The sequence below is a fragment of the Luteimonas campi genome, from assembly GCF_051162505.1.
Classification (GTDB): domain Bacteria; phylum Pseudomonadota; class Gammaproteobacteria; order Xanthomonadales; family Xanthomonadaceae; genus Luteimonas.
This window is the reverse complement of record NZ_JBNWEM010000009.1, coordinates 20,709-37,166: the sequence shown is the minus strand read 5'-3', so window position 1 is coordinate 37,166 and position 16,458 is coordinate 20,709. Positions and strand designations below refer to the sequence as shown.

The following is a 16,458-nucleotide window of genomic DNA, read 5'->3' as shown; positions in this document are numbered from 1 at the left end:
GTAGGTCATCGCCAGGGTCTTTACCCCAAACCCCCAGCCCACAAGGCTGGGGGTTTTTTATTGGGCGCGACTGCGCGCGACCTGCTTCGTCCAAGCCGTTATGTACTGCCTGAGGAAATCGACCGAGGCTGACAGCCAGCTTCGGGCTCCAGATATCGACGGCGCTACCCTTCCGGCAGGCAGGAGGGCTGCTCTAGCCCATGCCTCGCGCTGCAGCGGTGCTGCCGCACGCAACTGGATGGTGTCGGCGCGGTGCGCCGCGAGGCGCAAGGGATCAGGCGAACAGCAACTGCTGCTGTACCGGCGAGAAGCTGCGCCGGTGGTGCGGACACGGGCCGTGTTCGCGCAGTGCGGCCAGGTGCAGCGGCGAAGGGTAGCCCTTGTGCTGGTCGAAGCCGTACTGCGGAAACTGCGTATGCAGTTCCACCATTGCCCGGTCGCGCGCGACCTTGGCCAGGATGGAGGCTGCCATGATGGCCGGCTCCAATCCGTCGCCTCCAACCAAGGCTTCGGCCGGGCAGGGCAGGCCGGTCGGCAGCCGGTTGCCGTCGATGCGGGCATGCGTGGCCGCCGGATCCAGCGCGCACAGGGCGCGGCGCATGCCGGTCAGCCGCGCCTGCAGGATATTGATGGCGTCGATCTCGTCGACAGGCACGAACTCGACGCGCCAGGCGATGGCACGCGCGGTAATCAGCGGATACAGCGCCTCGCGCCTGGCCGCAGTGAGCTTCTTCGAATCGTCGAGGCCGTCGATCCTGCGGCGTGGATGCAGGATCACCGCCGCCACGACCACAGGCCCGGCAAGGGGGCCGCAGCCGGCCTCGTCCACGCCGGCGACCAGTCGCTTCATCGCCGCGGCTCCAGCAATGCGGCGATCGCCTCGGCCGAAGAGGCGGAGGCGTCGCGACGCAGTTCGAGATGCAGGTCGCGGTAGATCGGCTCCAGGGCCGCGCCGGCGGCCGGATCGCCGAACCATTGCAGGACGGCATCGGCCAACTTCTGCGGCGTGCAGTCGTCCTGCATCAGTTCCGGGGCGATGGTCTGGCCGGCGAGCACGTTGGGCAGGGCGTAGCGGTCGACCTTGAGCAGCCCGAGTGCGCGGACGATCCGGTAGGTGCTGGCTGCGATGCGGTACCCGACCACCATGGGACGCTTGGCCAGCATGGCCTCGAGCGTCGCGGTGCCCGAGGCCAGCAGGACCACATCCGAAGCGACCATGGCATCGCGCGCGCGGCCGTCAAGCAGCATGGCGCAGCCTGCCGGTAGCGGCGAGGCGGCCAGCAGCGCCCGGATCGCCTCCGCACAGGCCGGCGTCGCGGCCGGGACCAGCACCCGCAGGCCCGGTATCTGCGCTGCGACGCGCTGCGCAGCTTCGAGGAACACGGCGCCCAGCCGTTCGATTTCGCCCAACCGAGAGCCGGGCAAGACGGCCAGCACGGGGACGTCGTCGGGCAGGCCGAGTTCGGCGCGTGCGCGCCGGCGGTCGGGATTGAGCGGCATCGCGTCGGCCATGGGGTGCCCGACGAAGCGCGCGTCCACCCCGTGCCTGGCGTAGATCTCCGGCTCCATTGGGAACAGGCACAGCACGCGATCGGCACTGCGGCCGATCTTCGCCGCGCGCCCCTGCCGCCAGGCCCAGACCGAGGGGCTGACGTAGTGGACCGTCGGCATGCCGCGCCGCTTGAGCGCGCGCTCGAGCCCCAGGTTGAAGTCGGGTGCGTCGATGCCGACAAACACGTCCGCCCGCCAGTCGAGGATGCGCCGGCGCAGGGCGCGGCGCAGCCGCAGCAATCGCGCCAGGTGGCGCAGCACTTCGCTCAGGCCCATCACCGCAAGTTCCGACGCGTCGTGCCAGGTGTCGACGCCGGCGTCGCGCATCGCAGCTCCGCCCACGCCGGCGAACTCGGCATGCGGGAACCGGCCGCGCAGCGCTTCCACCAGGCCGGCACCGAGCTGGTCCCCGGACGCTTCGCCTGCACACAGCGCTATCCGGAGCCGCGGCTGTGCCTCCGCCGCGGTCAGAGCGGGTCCAGATGCGCCCACCGTGTCGAGACTCTGGATTCCTGGACTGGAACTGACCTGGCTCATGCGCCGCCCGCGCGCTCAGCGCAGCAGCGGCCGCTCGCCGCTCTCGATGAAATCGAGCATCGCACGCACCTCGCTGCTGCCGGCGGCGGCGATTTCCTCGAGCTCGACGCGCGCTTCGTCGAGCTTGGCGTCGCCCATGTAGAGCGCGCGGTAGGCGCGACGGATCGCGGAGATGCGCTGCGCGTCGAAGCCGCGCCGCTTCAGGCCCTCGGCGTTGATACCGCGCGGGCGCGCGTACTTGTCCTGCGCCACCATCAGGAAGGGCGGTACGTCGCCGTTGACGAAGGCTCCCATGCCGATGAAGGCATGCGCGCCGATCCGGCAGAACTGGTGTACGCCGGCGAAACCGCTCAGGATGACGTGGTCCTCGACCACCACGTGGCCGGCGAGCGAGGCGTTGTTGGAAAACACGCAGTGGTTGCCGACGATGCAGTCGTGGGCGACGTGCGTGTATGCCAGCAGCCAGTTGTCGCTGCCGATGCGGGTCACGCCGCCGCCGTCGCCGGTGCCACGATTGAGGGTGACGAACTCGCGGATCAGGTTGCGATCGCCGATTTCCAGCGACACCCGCTCGCCACCGTACTTCTTGTCCTGCGGATCGCCGCCGATGGCGGCGTGGCCGACGATCCGGTTCTCACGCCCGATGCGCGTGGGGCCGTGCAGACTGCAATGCGGGCCCACCTCGGTCCCGTCGCCGATCTCCACTTCGGGACCGACCAGGGTGAACGCGCCGATCGACACCCCTTCGCCGAGGCGAGCGGCTGGATCCACCACCGCGGTCGGATGGATGCCGGACTGCTTCATGTCAGCTGCGCACCTCGGCGCACAGGATGTCGGCGCAGGCGACCTGCTCGCCTTCCACGCGCGCGATCCCGCAGTACAGCGTCATGTTGCGGATCTCGCGACGGATCTCGACCTCGAGCTCGAGCCGGTCCCCCGGGACCACCATGCGCGAGAACTTGGCGTTGTCGACCTTGACCAGCACCGACAGGCGCCCGCTCATGCTGCCGCCGTGGGTGAGCTGGGAGAGCACGCCGCCAGCCTGGGCAAGGGACTCGATCACCAGCACGCCGGGCATCACCGGGCGATCCGGAAAGTGGCCCTGGAAGAAGTGCTCGTTGCCGCTGACGTTCTTGTAGGCGCGCACGCGCTTGCCGTGTTCGAACTCCACCACCCGGTCGATGAGCAGGAACGGAAAGCGGTGGGGCAACAGTTCGTGGATGCCGTTGAGGTCGATCGGTAGCTTGACCTGCTGGTTCATTCGTTTCCCTTTGTCGGCAGGCGCAGGCGCCGGGCCAGTGCGTCGAGCTGCTTGAAGCGGACCGCATTGCGGCGCCAACTGCGGCTGTCCATGAGTGGTGTGCCGGAAGAATACTCCCCCGGTTCGCGGATCGAATGCGTCACCAGGCTCATGGCCGTGACCATCACCCGGTCGCAGATTTCAAGGTGGCCGGCGATGCCAGCGGCGCCGCCGATCATGCAGTATCGCCCGACCGTAGTGCTGCCGGCCACGGCCACGCAGCCGGCCATCGCGGTATGCGCGCCGATGCGAACGTTGTGCGCGATCTGGATCTGGTTGTCGAGGCGGACGTCGTGCTCGAGCACCGTGTCCTCGATCGCGCCGCGGTCGATGGTGGTATTGGCGCCGATTTCGCAGTCGTCCCCGATGCGCACGCCGCCCAGCTGCGGCACCTTGATCCAGTGCGGTTCGTCGCCTTCCCGGTCGAGCGCGAGCCCGAACCCGTCCGCGCCGAGCACCGCGCCCGGGTGCACCAGGACGCGCTGGCCCAGATGCACGCGGCGGACCAGCGTCACGCGCGCGACCAGGACGCTGCCGGAGCCGACCGTGCAACCCTCACCGATCACGCAGCCGGGTCCGATGGCAGCGCCGGCCGCGATCCTGCTGCGGGGCCCGATGCTCGCGTGTGGCCCGACCGACGCGTCGGCGTCGACCTCGGCGTCGGGATGGACAAAGGCGCTCGGGTGCACGCCGGCCTCGACCGGCCTGGCCGGCTCGAACAGCGCCGCGATCCTGGCAAAGGCCACGTAGGGATCGCGCGCGATCAGCAGGTCGCGCGTGGCGCCCTCGGCGTCGGCCGCGCGCACCACGACCACGCCGGCGCGGGACTGCGCCAGCTGGCCCCGATACTTCGAGTTGGCCAGGAACGACAATTGCGACGGGCCGGCCGCGGCCAGCGTCCCGACGCCCTCGACCGGTTTCGAGGCGTCGCCCTGCAGGGCGAGCCCGAAGCGTTCGGCGAGCTCTCCCGCGGTGATCGTGATGCCGGGGCGGGGCATGGGTCCGGCTGGCGGCTAGAACGCGCCGCCGAAGGTGAACTGCAGGCGCTCGAGCTCGTCGCCCTCCACCAGCACCCGTCCGTTGCTGTCGCGGATCGCATCCTGACTGCGGATCGGGAACGCGTAGCTGATCGAGATCGGGCCCACGGGCGCGCGCCACATCAGCGCGATGCCGGCGGAGGCGCGCAGGTCGCTGCTTTCGAACGCGTCGACGTTGCGGAACACGTTGCCGAAGTCGACGAACGCCGACACGCGCGCGGCCGGCGACTTGATCAGCTGCGGGAAGAACATCTCCAGCGAGCCCACCGTCTTGAGCGAACCGCCGACCGGCTGCAGGAAGCTGCTGTTGAACGCGGCCTCGCGCGGGCCCAGCGTGTTGTCGCGGAAGCCGCGGACCGAACGCGCGCCACCGGCATAGAAGTTCTCGAAGAACGGGAGGCCGGTAGCGATCAGGGTCTTGTCGTAGACCGAGCCTTCGCCGCACTCGCCATCGATGGTCGGCACCGGCGTGGGCGCCGCGCCGCCGCCCGGCGGTAGCGGCTGGTCGCCCAGCCGGCGGCAGAACGTGCGATAGACGTCGTCGCCGTAGCTGTCGCCGTAGCCGAGCTCGAAACGGGTGTTGAGCACCAGCGCGCGGTTGATCGGCCAGTACTTGGAGAACTCGTAGTTGAGCTTGTAATACTCGACCGTGGAGCCGGGCAGGGTGGTTTCCAGCGACACGCGCTGCATGGTGCCGCGGGTGGGCTGCAGGAAATCGTTGCGCGAATCGCGCGCCCAGGCCAGCTCGGTCCGCCATGCATGGAAGGTGCGCACGCCGACCGCGTCGATGTAATCGACGATCGACTGCGGCGAGGAGCCGCGCCAGGCGAAGATCTGGTTGCGGTCGATGCCGACCAGCGCCGAGATCGTGTCCGATTCGGTGATCGGCAGGCCCAGGATCATCTGGCCGGCCGCGTTGGTCGAGGAGAACTGCGCGGTATTGAACTCGGAGTTGTCGAACTCGCGCCACCAGAGGTTGTAGCCGAGCGACAGGCCCTCGTCGGTGAAGTAGGGATTGAGGAACGAGAACGAATAGCGCTGCAGGTAGACGTTGCGCTGCGCTTCCACCGAAACCCGGTTGCCGCTGCCGAGGAAGTTGTTCTGCGACAGCTGCACCGAGGTGGTCAGGCCCGCCAGCTGCGAATAACCGACGCCGAACACGAAGCTGCCGGAGGTGGTTTCGGTGACGCTGAACACCACGTCGACCTCGTCGTTGCTGCCCGGCACGGGCTGGGTTTCGACGTTCACGCTCCCTGATTCGAAGTAGCCCAGGCGCTGCAGGCGGACCTTGGAGCGGTCGATGGCGGCCTGCGAATACCAGGAGCCCTCGAACTGGCGCATCTCGCGCCGCATCACCTCATCGGAGGTGCGGGAGTTGCCGCGGAACACGATGCGGCGCACGTTCACGCGCGGACCCGGGACCACCTGCAGCTTGACGCCGACCGTGCGCTTCTCGCGGTCGATCTCGGGAATCGTGTTGACCTGGGCGAAGGCGTAGCCGATGTTGCCGAGCGTGGCGGTGATCGCGTCGGACGACAGTTCCAGCAGGGCGCGGGAGAACACCATGCCCTCGCGGGTCATGACCAGCCCCTGGATGTCTTCCTTGGGCAGGATCGTGTCGCCGGTGACCTCCACCGACGAGATGGTGTAGATCTCGCCCTCGGTCAGGCCGGCGGTGATGAACATGTCGCGCTTGTCGGGGCTGATCGAAACCTGGGTGTTGTCGATGCTGAAATCGACGTAGCCGCGGTCCAGGTAGTAGTTGTGCAGTTTTTCGAGGTCGCCCGACAGCTTTTCCTTCGAATACTGGTCGTCGCGGCGGTACCAGCTGAGCCAGTTGCTCTCGCCCGATTCCCAGGAGTCGGTCAGGTCTTCCTGTTCGAAGATCTCGTTGCCGATCAGGTTGATGTGGCGGATCTTGGCGGCCTTGCCCTCGTTGACGTCGATCGTGACGTCGACGCGGTTGCGATCCAGGCGCGAGACCGTGGGCTTGATCTCGACGTTGTACTTGCCGCGGTTGTTGTACTGCCGGGTCAGTTCCTGGGTCACGCGGTCCAGGGCGAGGCGGTCGAAGGTCTCGCCTTCCGACAGCCCGATGTCGTTGAGGCCCTTGGTCAGGTCCTCGGTCTTGATGTCCTTGTTGCCGGTCAGGGTCAGCTTGTTGATCGCCGGGCGCTCGGTCACGGTGATCACCAGGATGTCGCCCTGGCGGCCGACCTGGATGTCCTCGAAGAAGCCGGTGCGGTACAGCGCACGCACCGCCTCGGCGACGCGGGTCTGGCTGATCGTGTCGCCGCGTTCGATCGGCAGGTAGGTGAACACCGTGCCCGCGCCGATGCGCTGCAGGCCGTCGATGCGGATGTCGCTGACCGTGAAGGCGCCGGCCGGTTGCACCGCCGCCGGCTGCGGCACCGCGAATGCCGCCTGCGGATCGACGGCCTGCTGGGCCCAGGCGGGTGCGATCGCGGTCGCGAGGGCGAGTGCAAGCAGGCGGCGGGCGGGGGTACGCGTCATCGATCGATCCGGATTGGGGAAGTGCTCCATTGCTGACGCAATGGCGGTCGGGAGGCGGGGCATCAGCGCACCAGCTGGAGAATGTCGTTGTAGAACGCCAGGCCCATCAGGCCAGCGAGCAGCACCAGGCCGACATACTGCCCGGCAGCCATCGCACGTTCGCTTAACGGACTGCCCTTGACCAACTCGATAAGGTAATACAACAGGTGTCCCCCGTCCAAGAGCGGGATCGGCAGCAGGTTGAGGATGGCGATGCTCAGCGAAAGCAGCGCCAGAATAGTCAGGTACCAGGCCACGCCCTGGCTGGCGTAGGCATTGGTGGCCCGGGCGATGGTCAGCGGGCCGGCCACCGTATTCTCGAGGGCCAGCCGGCCGGTGAAGGCGCGCTGGATCATGCCAAGCAGCTGCCCGCTGAGGTGGCCGACCTCGCGCGCGGCCACCGGGATCGCCGCCAGCGGCCCGTATTGCTGGAGGGCGTCCTTGGGCGGCAGTTCGATCCGGCGCGGCGCCTCGATGCCCAGCACCCAGCGTCGCCCGGCCTCGCCGCCCTCGACCTCGCGCGGACTGAGCGGGAACGCCAGGCGCTCGCCGTCGCGGGTGACTTCGATCATCGCGTCGCCCCCGCGCTCGCCCAGCGCCTGGACCAGCGGGCCGATGTCGTCGAAACGTTCCACCGGTCGGCCATCGATGGCGGTGATGCGGTCGCCTTCGGCCAGGGTGCCCCAAGCCGCGCCGTCGGGCAGCACCCGGCCCACGTCGGCAGGCACCGTGAAGTGGCGCGGGACCAGGCCGATGCTGTGCAGCACCTGGCGCTGGTCGAAATCCTCGGGCAGGGCAGAGAGGGCCAGGGTCACCTGGCGCTCGCGGCCGTCGCTGTCGACCACGCGCAGCGGCACATCCTTGCGGTCCAGCGCGGCCGGCAGCAGCGCCATCTGCAGCTCCATCCAGGTGGGCGTCTCGCGGTCGCCGAGCGCCAGCACGCGATCGTCGCTGTGCAGCCCGGACTGGGCGGCGATGCCGGTGGACGGCCCCAGCACCGGCGCGTAGTCCGGCCGCCCGATCACGAACATCGCCCACAGCAGGCCGAAGCAGAGCAGCAGGTTGGCGGCCGGGCCTGCGGCCACGATCGCGATGCGCTTCCACACCGACTGGCGGTTGAAGGCGCGGCCGGCTTCGGCCGGGGGCACGTCGACCTCGCGCTCGTCGAGCATCTTGACGTAGCCGCCCAGCGGAATCGCGGCGATCCGGTATTCGGTCCCGTCCCGGGCCGTGCGCTGCCACAGGGCGCCGCCGAACCCGATGGAGAAGCGCAGCACGCGCACGCCGCACCGGCGCGCGACCCAGAAATGGCCGAATTCGTGGATGGTCACCAGGATGCCGAGGCTGACCAGCAGCCACCAGGCAGCGCCGAGGAACTCAGTCATGGCGGCGGATCATCCGATGGCACCTGTGGCGATGGCGTGGCTGACGTGGTGGCGCGCGCGGGCGTCTGCCTCGCCCAGCGCCGCCAGCGATTGTGCCGGTTCCGTCGCGATCGCGGCGAGGGCCGCTTCGACCAGCGCCGCGATCGACAGGAAACCGATGCGGCCCTGAAGAAAGGCTGAAACAGCCACTTCGTTGGCGGCATTGAGTACCGCCGGCGCCGTGCCGCCGGCGCGCAGCGCCTCGCGGGCCAGGCGCAGGCAGGGGAAGGTGTCCATGTCCGGGGGTTCGAACTCGAGCCGGCCCTGGCTGGCCAGGTCCAGCGGCCCGACCCCCGATGCGATGCGCGCCGGCCACCCCAGGCCCACCGCCAGCGAGGTCCGCATGTCGGGCAGGCCGAGCTGGGCCAGCGTGGAGCCGTCGATGAATTCCACCAGCGAGTGCACCAGGCTCTGCGGGTGCACCAGCACGTCCAGCCGCGCGTCCGGCAGCCCGAACAGGTGGTGGGCCTCGATCAGTTCCAGCCCCTTGTTCATCAGCGTCGCCGAGTCGACCGAGATCTTCGGCCCCATCGACCAGCGGGGATGGGCGACGGCCTGGGCAGGGGTCACCGCCGCCAGCCGGGCCCGGTTCCATCCGCGGAACGGCCCGCCCGACGCGGTCAGGGTGATGCGACGGACCTCGGCGCCGGCGCCGCGGCCGTGCAGGCACTGGAAGATGGCGTTGTGCTCGCTGTCGATCGGGACGATGGTCGCGCCAGCCGCGGCTGCCGCATCGATCAGCAGTTCGCCGGCCAGCACCAGCGACTCCTTGTTGGCCAGCAGCAGGCGCTTGCCGGCGCGGGCGGCCGAAAGGGTGGATTCCAGCCCCGCCGCGCCCACGATCGCCGCCACCACGGTATCGCAGGCGTCGCCGGCGACCAGCGCCGACAGCGCGGCGTCTCCGGCGTGGGCCTCGGTGGGCAGGCCGGCCGAACGCAAGCCGTCGCGCAGCAACGGCAGGCGCGCGACGTCGCCGACGACTCCATGGTCGGGACGATGCGCGATGCACAGCGCGACCAGCGCCTCCACGTTGGCGCCCGCGGCGAGCACGCTGGCGCGCATCGCGTCGGGATGGCGGGCGATGACGTCGAGCGCCGAGCCGCCGATCGATCCGGTGGCGCCGAGGACGGCGACGCGCTGCATCAGAAACCCAGCCAGATCTTCGCCACGGCGAACACGGGCAGGGCCGCCAGCACGCTGTCGAGGCGATCGAGGACACCGCCGTGGCCGGGGATCAGGGTGCCCGAATCCTTGGCGCCGACGTGGCGCTTGAGCAGGCTCTCGAACAGGTCGCCGACCACCGAGAACACGACCGTGGCCAGGGCCGCGACCGCGACCAGGGGCAGCTGGGCCAGGCTCGCGCCCGCCAGCGGCGCCATGACCAGCGCGACCGCCACGCCAGCGGCCACGCCGCCCAGCAGGCCCTCGACGGTCTTGTTCGGGCTGATCCGCGGCGCCAGCTTGCGCTTGCCGAACCTGCGGCCGGCGAAGTAGGCGCCGGTGTCGGTCGCCCAGACGATCATCAGTGCGGCCAGCAGCCAAACATGGCCCTGGCTGACCAGCGGCCAGGCGGTGGGCGTCGGGTCGCCGGCATGGATCACCGCCAGCGCACACCAGGCCGGTACCACGGCCGCCGTGCCCCCGGCCAGCTTGAATACCCGGGCATGGGTGTCGTGGTCGGAAGCGAAGCTGTAGTGCCGCAGCCACAGGATCGCGAGCAACCACCAGACCACGCCCAGCATCGCCACCAGCTTGAACAGCACGAGCGAGCCGCCGCTGTCGTTGGGCGATGCCCAGACGAGCGCGGCCATCAACAGCAGGTTGGCCAGCAGCAGCACGGTGCGCTGCAGGGTGTCGTCGATCTCGGACAGGCGGAACCATTCCCAGAGCGCGACCAGGAACACGATCGCCGACAGGGCCACCAGCCAGGGCGTAGGCAGCAGGAGCACGCCGCCGATGGCGGCCGGCGCCATGATCAGCGCGGCAAGCACGCGGGTACGGGTCAAGATGCTGGACTCCCCTGGAGGTCGGCCACCTGGTCGCCGGTCAGGCCGAAGCGTCGCTCGCGGCCGGCGTAGGCGCGTAGCGCCTCATGCAGGACCGCCGCGTCGACCTCGGGCCAGAGCGTCTCGGTGAACCAAAGTTCGGTGTAGGCCAGCTGCCACAGCAGGAAGTTGCTGATCCTGTAGTCGCCGCCGGTGCGGATGAACAGGTCGGGCGGCGGCAGGTCGGCCAGAGCGACGCGGGCGTCGACCGCCGCTTCGTCGATCTGGTCGGGGCGCAGCCGGCCGGCGGCGACATCCTCGGCCAGCGAGCGCGCGGCGGCGGCGATGTCCTGGCGTCCGCCGTAGCTGGCGGCGATGTTGAGCGACAGCCGGGTATTGCCGGCGGTCAGGGTTTCTGTGGCCTGCATGCGCGCGCGGATGCCGGGCGCGAAGCGCGCGCGCTCGCCGATGAAGCGCACGCGCACGCCGCGGCGATGCAGTTCCTCGACCTCGCGGTCGAGCGCGGCGATGAACAGCTTCATCAGCGCGCCGACTTCCTCCTGCGGCCGCCCCCAGTTCTCGCTGGAGAACGCGAACAGGGTCAGCGCGCCGATCTCCTGCTCCAGACAGAAGTCGATGCAGGCATTCACCGCCCTGGCGCCGGCGCGATGGCCGATCGCGCGCGGGCGGCGCCGGCGCGCGGCCCAGCGCCCGTTGCCGTCCATGATGACGGCCAGGTGCCGGGGGGTGCCGGAGGCGGGCGTCGTGAATCTGGAAGCGTTCAAGGGCGGTCCGTATGTCTCGCTGCCTGCTGCATGGCGTGGCTGGCGGGCGTGCGATACGCCATTCCCGTGCCGGCGCCCTTAGACCGCCATCAGCTCCTGCTCCTTGGCCTTGACCACCTCGTCGACGTCCTTGATCGCCTTGTCGGTGATCTTCTGGATCTCTTCTTCGCTGCGGCGCACGTCGTCCTCGGTGACCGACTTGTCCTTCAGCAATTCCTTGACCTGCTGGTTGGCGTCGCGGCGGATGTTGCGGATCGCGACCTTGGCGTCCTCACCCTCGGAATGGACGACCTTGGTCAGGTCGCGGCGGCGTTCCTCGGTGAGCGCGGGCAGGTTGAGCCGGATGGTGGTGCCGGCGGTGTTCGGGGTCAGTCCCAGGTCGGAGGCGAGGATGGCCTTCTCGACCGCGCCCACCATGGCCTTGTCCCAGGGCTGGATGACCAGCGAGCGCGAGTCGGACACCGACACCGCCGCCACCTGCGACAGCGGCACGTCGCTGCCGTAGGCGCTGACCCGGATGCTGTCGACCAGGCCGGTCGAGGCCCGTCCGGTGCGCACCTTCACCAGGCTGTGGCGCAGAGACTCGATGCTCTTGGCCATGCGGGTCTGGGCGTCCTTCTTGATTTCATTGAGCATCACCGGCTCCGGTTGGTCTGCTTGAGGCTAGACCGCGGATTATAGGCGGTGTGGGGTCCGCAGGGCCGCTGGACGCCCGGCGGCCGGGGGGACTGCGCGCGCGGCCAGAGTCCGGCGGCGGACCGTGCCGCCCCGCAACCGGCGCCCCCGGAGCTCCGGCGGGCCGGGGGCCGCGTCAGCGGCGGCCGCGGACCAGGGTGCCGATCGGCTCGCCCTTGAGGATGCGCAGCAGCATGCCGGGCTGGGACATATCGAAGATCCGCAGCGGCAGGTCGCTGTCGCGGCACAGCGCGAAGGCGGCGGTGTCCATCACCTGCAGATCGCGCGAGAGCACCTCGTCGTAGCTCAGGCTGTCGTAGCGCACCGCGTCGGCGTGCTTCTTCGGGTCGCGGTCGTAGACGCCGTCCACCTTGGTGGCCTTGAGCAGCAGGTCCGCGCCGATCTCGATCGCGCGCAGGGCCGCGCCCGAGTCGGTGGTGAAGAAGGGGTTGCCGGTGCCGGCGGCGAAGATCGCGATCCGGCCCTTTTCCAGGTGGCGGATGGCGCGCCGGCGGATGTAGTCCTCGCAGACGTCGTTGATCTTGATCGCGCTCATCACCCGGACCTTGCCGCCGAGCTTTTCCAGCGCATCCTGCATGGCCAGCGCGTTGATCACCGTGGCGAGCATGCCCATCTGGTCGCCGGTCACCCGGTCCATGCCGCCGGCGGCCAGGCCGGCGCCACGGAAGATGTTGCCGCCACCGATCACCACGCCGACCTCGGCCCCGGCCTGCTGGGCTTCGATGATCTCGCGCGCCAGGCGGCCGATCACCTTCGGGTCGATGCCGTAATCCTCGTCGCCCATCAGCGCCTCGCCGGAAAGTTTGAGCAGGATGCGGCGATAGGCGAGTTGCGACATGGGGATCTCGGGGGGAGGCGGGCAAACGCGGGGATTCTAGCGGATCACAGGTACAGGCGAAGGATCCGTGCAGGCGATGGCGTGCTGGCGGGCGGCCAGGTCGGTCCAGCCGTGGCACGGGGGCGCGCGCCCGTAGCGTCGCTGCCGCGGATCAGGCCCCGGGGTCGGCGCCGTGGGGCGCGACCCGGTTGCGACCCTGGCGCTTGGCTCCGTACAGGGCCTGGTCGGCCGCGTTCAGCAGTTCGCGCGCGTTGCCGAAGCGCTCGTGCTCGCCGTGGGTGGCCAGCCCGGCAGAGAAGGTCACGTACAGCGGGATGCTCTCGACGATCGCCATCGGCGTCCGCGCGACTTCCTCGAGGATGCGCCGGATCACCGCGGACGCGGCATCGATGCCGGAGTTGCCCAGCACCACCAGGAACTCCTCGCCGCCGTAGCGCGCGATCAGGTCGGCGCTGCGCAACCGGCGCGACAGCATCCGGGCGAACTCGCTCAGCACCTGGTCGCCGACGAGGTGGCCGTGGCGGTCGTTGACCCGCTTGAAATCGTCCAGGTCGATGAACGCCAGGGTCAGGGGCTGGCCGAGCCGGACCGAGGCCTCGAACTCCCGTTCCAGCACGTTCTCCAGCTGCAGCCGGTTGTACATGCCGGTCAGCGGGTCGCGCAGCGCCAGCTCCTCCAGCTGCCTCACGCGTTCGGCCGCGCCGTCCGCCTCGCTGCGCGCCTGCATGGCGTCCTGCAGCTGCTGCAGGTTGCGCAGGAGCAGGAGCTCGCGTGCGTGCTCGACGATCGCGTCCAGATGCTCCGGCTGCACGATGTGGACGTCGAACAGCGATGCGATGTCCGGTAGCGCATCGGCCATGCGGGTGACCAGGAGGTCGAACCGGGCCAGGTCGAGGCCCAGGCGCTCGCGGGTGGCCGCCAGCGCGCGCCGGCGTGCGTCGTGGGCGCTGTCGTCGCCATCGGCCAGCCACAGGTCGGCGAGCAGTCCGGAGGCGGCGACGCAGTCGTGGAAGCGGCTGTCGCCAGCGGCAACGGACTCGCTGGCGCCGATGGCCTGCTGCAGATAGGCCGGGAGGTTCCAGCGGGCGGCGATCCAGGCGCCGATCTCGGCGTGGTCGCTGCCCAGCGCTTCGCGTTCGCGCCGCAGCCTGTCGCCCGGATCCGCGGCGGCGCGCAGCAGCTCCCGGTAGAGCTCCGGCCGCACCTGCAGCAGGGCCAGCGCGCCGATGTCCTGCAGCAGGCCGGCCAGCATCAGCTCTTCCGGCCGGGTCACGCCCAGCTCCTCGCCCAGCAGCCGCGCCGCCATGGCGGCGAGCGCGCTGCGCCGCCAGAGCAGCGCCTGCTCGTCGCCCGGCTGCGTGCTGCGCATGCTGCGACTCAGCGACAGCCCCAGGGCCAGGCTCAAGGTGGCGTTGAGGCCGAGCAGGGTCAGTGCCTGGCCGAGGGTGGCAACCTGCCGGCGGTTGGCGTAGAGCGGCGAATTGGCGATGCGCAGCATGCGCGCGCTCAATGCGCTGTCCTGGGCGATGATCCGGGCCGTGGCGTCCAGGTCGGCATCCGGCTGCTGCGCCAGGTCGATGATGCGCAGCGCGATCGCGGGCGGCGAGGGCAGGGTGCGGCAGTGGCTCAGCGCGGCTTCGAGTTCGGGATGCATGCGGCCTGGCCAGGAGTACCCGGGACGGATATCGGCGCGGGCGGCCGATACCTTAGCCCAAACCGGCGGTGCCGCGAGGCCGAAACGGAAGAAGCCGCGGTTTCCCGCGGCTTCTTCCGGTATCGCGTGTCGCCCCGGCCTCAGGCCAGGCCGGCCTGCTTCATCACTTCGGCCGCGTAGTCCTCGACCACCTTCTCGATGCCCTCGCCGACGGCCAGGCGCTGGAAGCCGACGACTTCCGCGCCGGCGGCCTTGAGCACGGCCTCGACGGTCTTGTCGGTGTCGAGCACGTAGGGCTGGCCGTACAGGCTGACCTCGTTGACGATCTTGGCGATCTTGCCGCCGATGATCTTCTCCAGGATCTCGGCCGGCTTCGAGCGGTCCTTCTCGGACATCTTGGCCAGTTCGATTTCCTTTTCCTTGGCCACGAATTCGGCCGGCACGTCGCTCTGCTTGTTGTGCGGCGGGTTCATCGCCGCGACATGCATCGCCAGGCCACGGGCCAGCTCGGCGTCGCCGCCCTTGAGTTCGACCAGCACGCCGATCTTGCCGCCGTGCACGTAGGCCGCGACGGTATTGGCGCTGTCGATCGCCGCGACGCGGCGCACCTGCACGTTCTCGCCGACCTTGGCGATGACGGCGGCGCGGGCTTCCTCGACGGTCTCGCCCGAGCCCAGCTTCGCGGACTTGAGGGCCTCGGCATCGCTGGCGCCGGCGGCCAGGGCGGCCTGGGCCACGGCCTCGGCGAAGCCCTTGAAGTTGTCGTCGTTGGCGACGAAGTCGGTCTCGGAATTGATCTCGACCAGCACGGCCTTGCCGCCATCCTGGGCGCTGACGATCCGGCCTTCGGCCGCGACGCGGCTGGCCTTCTTGTCGGCCTTGGCCAGGCCGGACTTGCGCAGGCCCTCGGCCGCGGCATCGACGTCGCCGTTGTGTTCGGTGAGCGCCTTCTTGCACTCCATCATGCCGGCGCCGGTGCGCTCGCGCAGTTCCTTGACCAGGGATGCGGTGATTTCCATGGGGACCTCGATTCGAAGAAAGACGGGCGGGGCGCAGCCCGCCGTGGGATTCAATGCGGCATTGGATGGGGCCGCAGGCCCGGGAACGCAACCGCGGCAGCCTGCCGCGGTCGCGTTGCGACGCGATTACTCGGTCGCGGCGGCTTCGCCGGCGTCCTTCTTCGCCGGGGCGCGGCGGGCGGGCTTGCCTTCGGACTCGCTGAAGTCCTCTTCGCGCACGCTGGCGGCGTTCGGGGCGGAGGCCTTGCCCTCGAGCACGGCATCGGCCGCGGCGCGGGCGTACAGCTGCACGGCGCGGATGGCGTCGTCGTTGCCGGGGATGGCGTAGTCGACCAGGGCCGGGTCGTAATTGGTGTCGACCACCGCGATCACCGGGATGCCGAGCTTCTTGGCTTCCTTGACCGCGATGTCCTCATGGCCGATGTCGATCACGAACAGCGCGTCGGGCAGGCGGTTGAGGTCCTTGAGGCCCCCCAGCGAGGCCAGCAGCTTCTCGCGCTCGCGGCGCAGGCCCAGCACTTCGTGCTTGACCAGCTTTTCGAAGGTGCCATCGGTCTCGGCCGCTTCCAGTTCCTTCAGGCGCGCCACCGACTGCTTGACGGTGCGGAAGTTGGTCAGCGTGCCGCCCAGCCAGCGCTGGGTCATGTAGGGCATGCCGCAACGCTCGGCCTCTTCCTTCACCGCCTCGCGCGCGCTGCGCTTGGTGCCGACGAACAGCACGATGCCGCGCTTCTGGGCGATGCCCGAGATGAAGTTCATCGCGTCGTTGAACAGCGGAACCGTCTTCTCGAGGTTGATGATGTGGATCTTGCCGCGGGCGCCGAAGATGTACGGCGCCATCTTGGGGTTCCAGTAGCGCGTCTGGTGGCCGAAATGGACGCCGGCTTCCAGCATCTGGCGCATGGTGATCTGGGGCATTGCAGGACACTCCTGACAGGGGAACCGCCGCCCGGGTCTGTGATGGGCGGTGCGCGCCCGCTAGGCGGGCCGCGTGGTTCCGGGGTTGGGCCTCCCTGCCGCCTCCGTGGCCAGATCCCGGTCCTCGCGGAGCGGGACACCCCGGCACGGGTGTCTGCGGC

15 protein-coding genes are annotated in these 16,458 nt (G+C 69.7%); all 15 read right to left on the bottom strand.

Annotated elements, in window-relative coordinates; translation table 11 throughout:
• Nucleotides 1-274 precede the first annotated feature (274 nt).
• The 15 genes from rnhB to rpsB all read right to left on the bottom strand — a co-directional run bounded on the left by rnhB (nucleotide 275) and on the right by rpsB (nucleotide 16,297).
• Nucleotides 275-850, bottom strand: coding sequence for a ribonuclease HII (rnhB, locus tag ACQYVW_RS17275; protein ID WP_434935524.1), 576 nt, complete (start codon nucleotides 848-850; stop codon nucleotides 275-277).
• Nucleotides 847-2,088: a lipid-A-disaccharide synthase gene (gene lpxB / locus ACQYVW_RS17270; RefSeq protein ID WP_434947855.1), complete on the bottom strand. Its 1,242-nt coding sequence runs from the start codon at nucleotides 2,086-2,088 to the stop codon at nucleotides 847-849. The genes rnhB and lpxB overlap by 4 nt, the downstream gene beginning before the upstream one ends.
• A gap of 15 nt (nucleotides 2,089-2,103) precedes the next feature.
• A complete protein-coding gene (lpxA, locus tag ACQYVW_RS17265; RefSeq protein ID WP_434947854.1) occupies nucleotides 2,104-2,892 on the bottom strand; it encodes an acyl-ACP--UDP-N-acetylglucosamine O-acyltransferase in 789 nt (262 codons plus the stop codon).
• 1 nt (nucleotide 2,893) lies between these two features.
• Nucleotides 2,894-3,349, bottom strand: coding sequence for a 3-hydroxyacyl-ACP dehydratase FabZ (gene fabZ, locus ACQYVW_RS17260; RefSeq protein ID WP_434947853.1), 456 nt, complete (start codon nucleotides 3,347-3,349; stop codon nucleotides 2,894-2,896).
• Nucleotides 3,346-4,386 carry a UDP-3-O-(3-hydroxymyristoyl)glucosamine N-acyltransferase gene (gene lpxD, locus ACQYVW_RS17255; protein WP_434947852.1) on the bottom strand — a complete coding sequence of 347 codons (1,041 nt, stop codon included), beginning with the start codon at nucleotides 4,384-4,386 and terminating at the stop codon, nucleotides 3,346-3,348. Before lpxD ends, fabZ begins: the two co-directional genes overlap by 4 nt.
• A 15-nt stretch (nucleotides 4,387-4,401) precedes the next feature.
• A complete protein-coding gene (bamA, locus tag ACQYVW_RS17250; protein WP_434935533.1) occupies nucleotides 4,402-6,939 on the bottom strand; it encodes an outer membrane protein assembly factor BamA in 2,538 nt (845 codons plus the stop codon).
• A 62-nt stretch (nucleotides 6,940-7,001) separates the two neighbouring features.
• Nucleotides 7,002-8,363: an RIP metalloprotease RseP gene (gene rseP / locus ACQYVW_RS17245; protein ID WP_434947851.1), complete on the bottom strand. Its 1,362-nt coding sequence runs from the start codon at nucleotides 8,361-8,363 to the stop codon at nucleotides 7,002-7,004.
• A 9-nt stretch (nucleotides 8,364-8,372) separates the two neighbouring features.
• Nucleotides 8,373-9,545: a 1-deoxy-D-xylulose-5-phosphate reductoisomerase gene (dxr, locus tag ACQYVW_RS17240; protein WP_434947850.1), complete on the bottom strand. Its 1,173-nt coding sequence runs from the start codon at nucleotides 9,543-9,545 to the stop codon at nucleotides 8,373-8,375.
• Complete coding sequence (locus tag ACQYVW_RS17235; RefSeq protein WP_434947849.1) at nucleotides 9,545-10,408, bottom strand: phosphatidate cytidylyltransferase; 864 nt, start codon at nucleotides 10,406-10,408, stop codon at nucleotides 9,545-9,547. The genes dxr and ACQYVW_RS17235 overlap by 1 nt, the downstream gene beginning before the upstream one ends.
• Nucleotides 10,405-11,172 (bottom strand): polyprenyl diphosphate synthase, encoded by a 768-nt coding sequence (uppS, locus tag ACQYVW_RS17230; protein WP_434935540.1) that lies wholly within the window; start codon nucleotides 11,170-11,172, stop codon nucleotides 10,405-10,407. The genes ACQYVW_RS17235 and uppS overlap by 4 nt, the downstream gene beginning before the upstream one ends.
• Before the next feature lie 78 nt (nucleotides 11,173-11,250).
• Entirely contained in the window at nucleotides 11,251-11,808 is a 558-nt protein-coding gene (gene frr, locus ACQYVW_RS17225; protein ID WP_434935542.1) for a ribosome recycling factor, read from the bottom strand.
• 175 nt (nucleotides 11,809-11,983) lie between these two features.
• A complete protein-coding gene (gene pyrH, locus ACQYVW_RS17220) occupies nucleotides 11,984-12,706 on the bottom strand; it encodes a UMP kinase (RefSeq protein WP_434934554.1) in 723 nt (240 codons plus the stop codon).
• A gap of 151 nt (nucleotides 12,707-12,857) precedes the next feature.
• Nucleotides 12,858-14,360 (bottom strand): GGDEF domain-containing protein, encoded by a 1,503-nt coding sequence (locus ACQYVW_RS17215; protein WP_434934556.1) that lies wholly within the window; start codon nucleotides 14,358-14,360, stop codon nucleotides 12,858-12,860.
• A 140-nt stretch (nucleotides 14,361-14,500) separates the two neighbouring features.
• Nucleotides 14,501-15,379, bottom strand: a complete 879-nt coding sequence (tsf, locus tag ACQYVW_RS17210) for a translation elongation factor Ts (RefSeq protein WP_434934558.1) — start codon at nucleotides 15,377-15,379, stop codon at nucleotides 14,501-14,503.
• Between the two features lie 126 nt (nucleotides 15,380-15,505).
• Entirely contained in the window at nucleotides 15,506-16,297 is a 792-nt protein-coding gene (gene rpsB, locus ACQYVW_RS17205; protein ID WP_434934560.1) for a 30S ribosomal protein S2, read from the bottom strand.
• Between the last annotated feature and the right edge of the window lie 161 nt (nucleotides 16,298-16,458).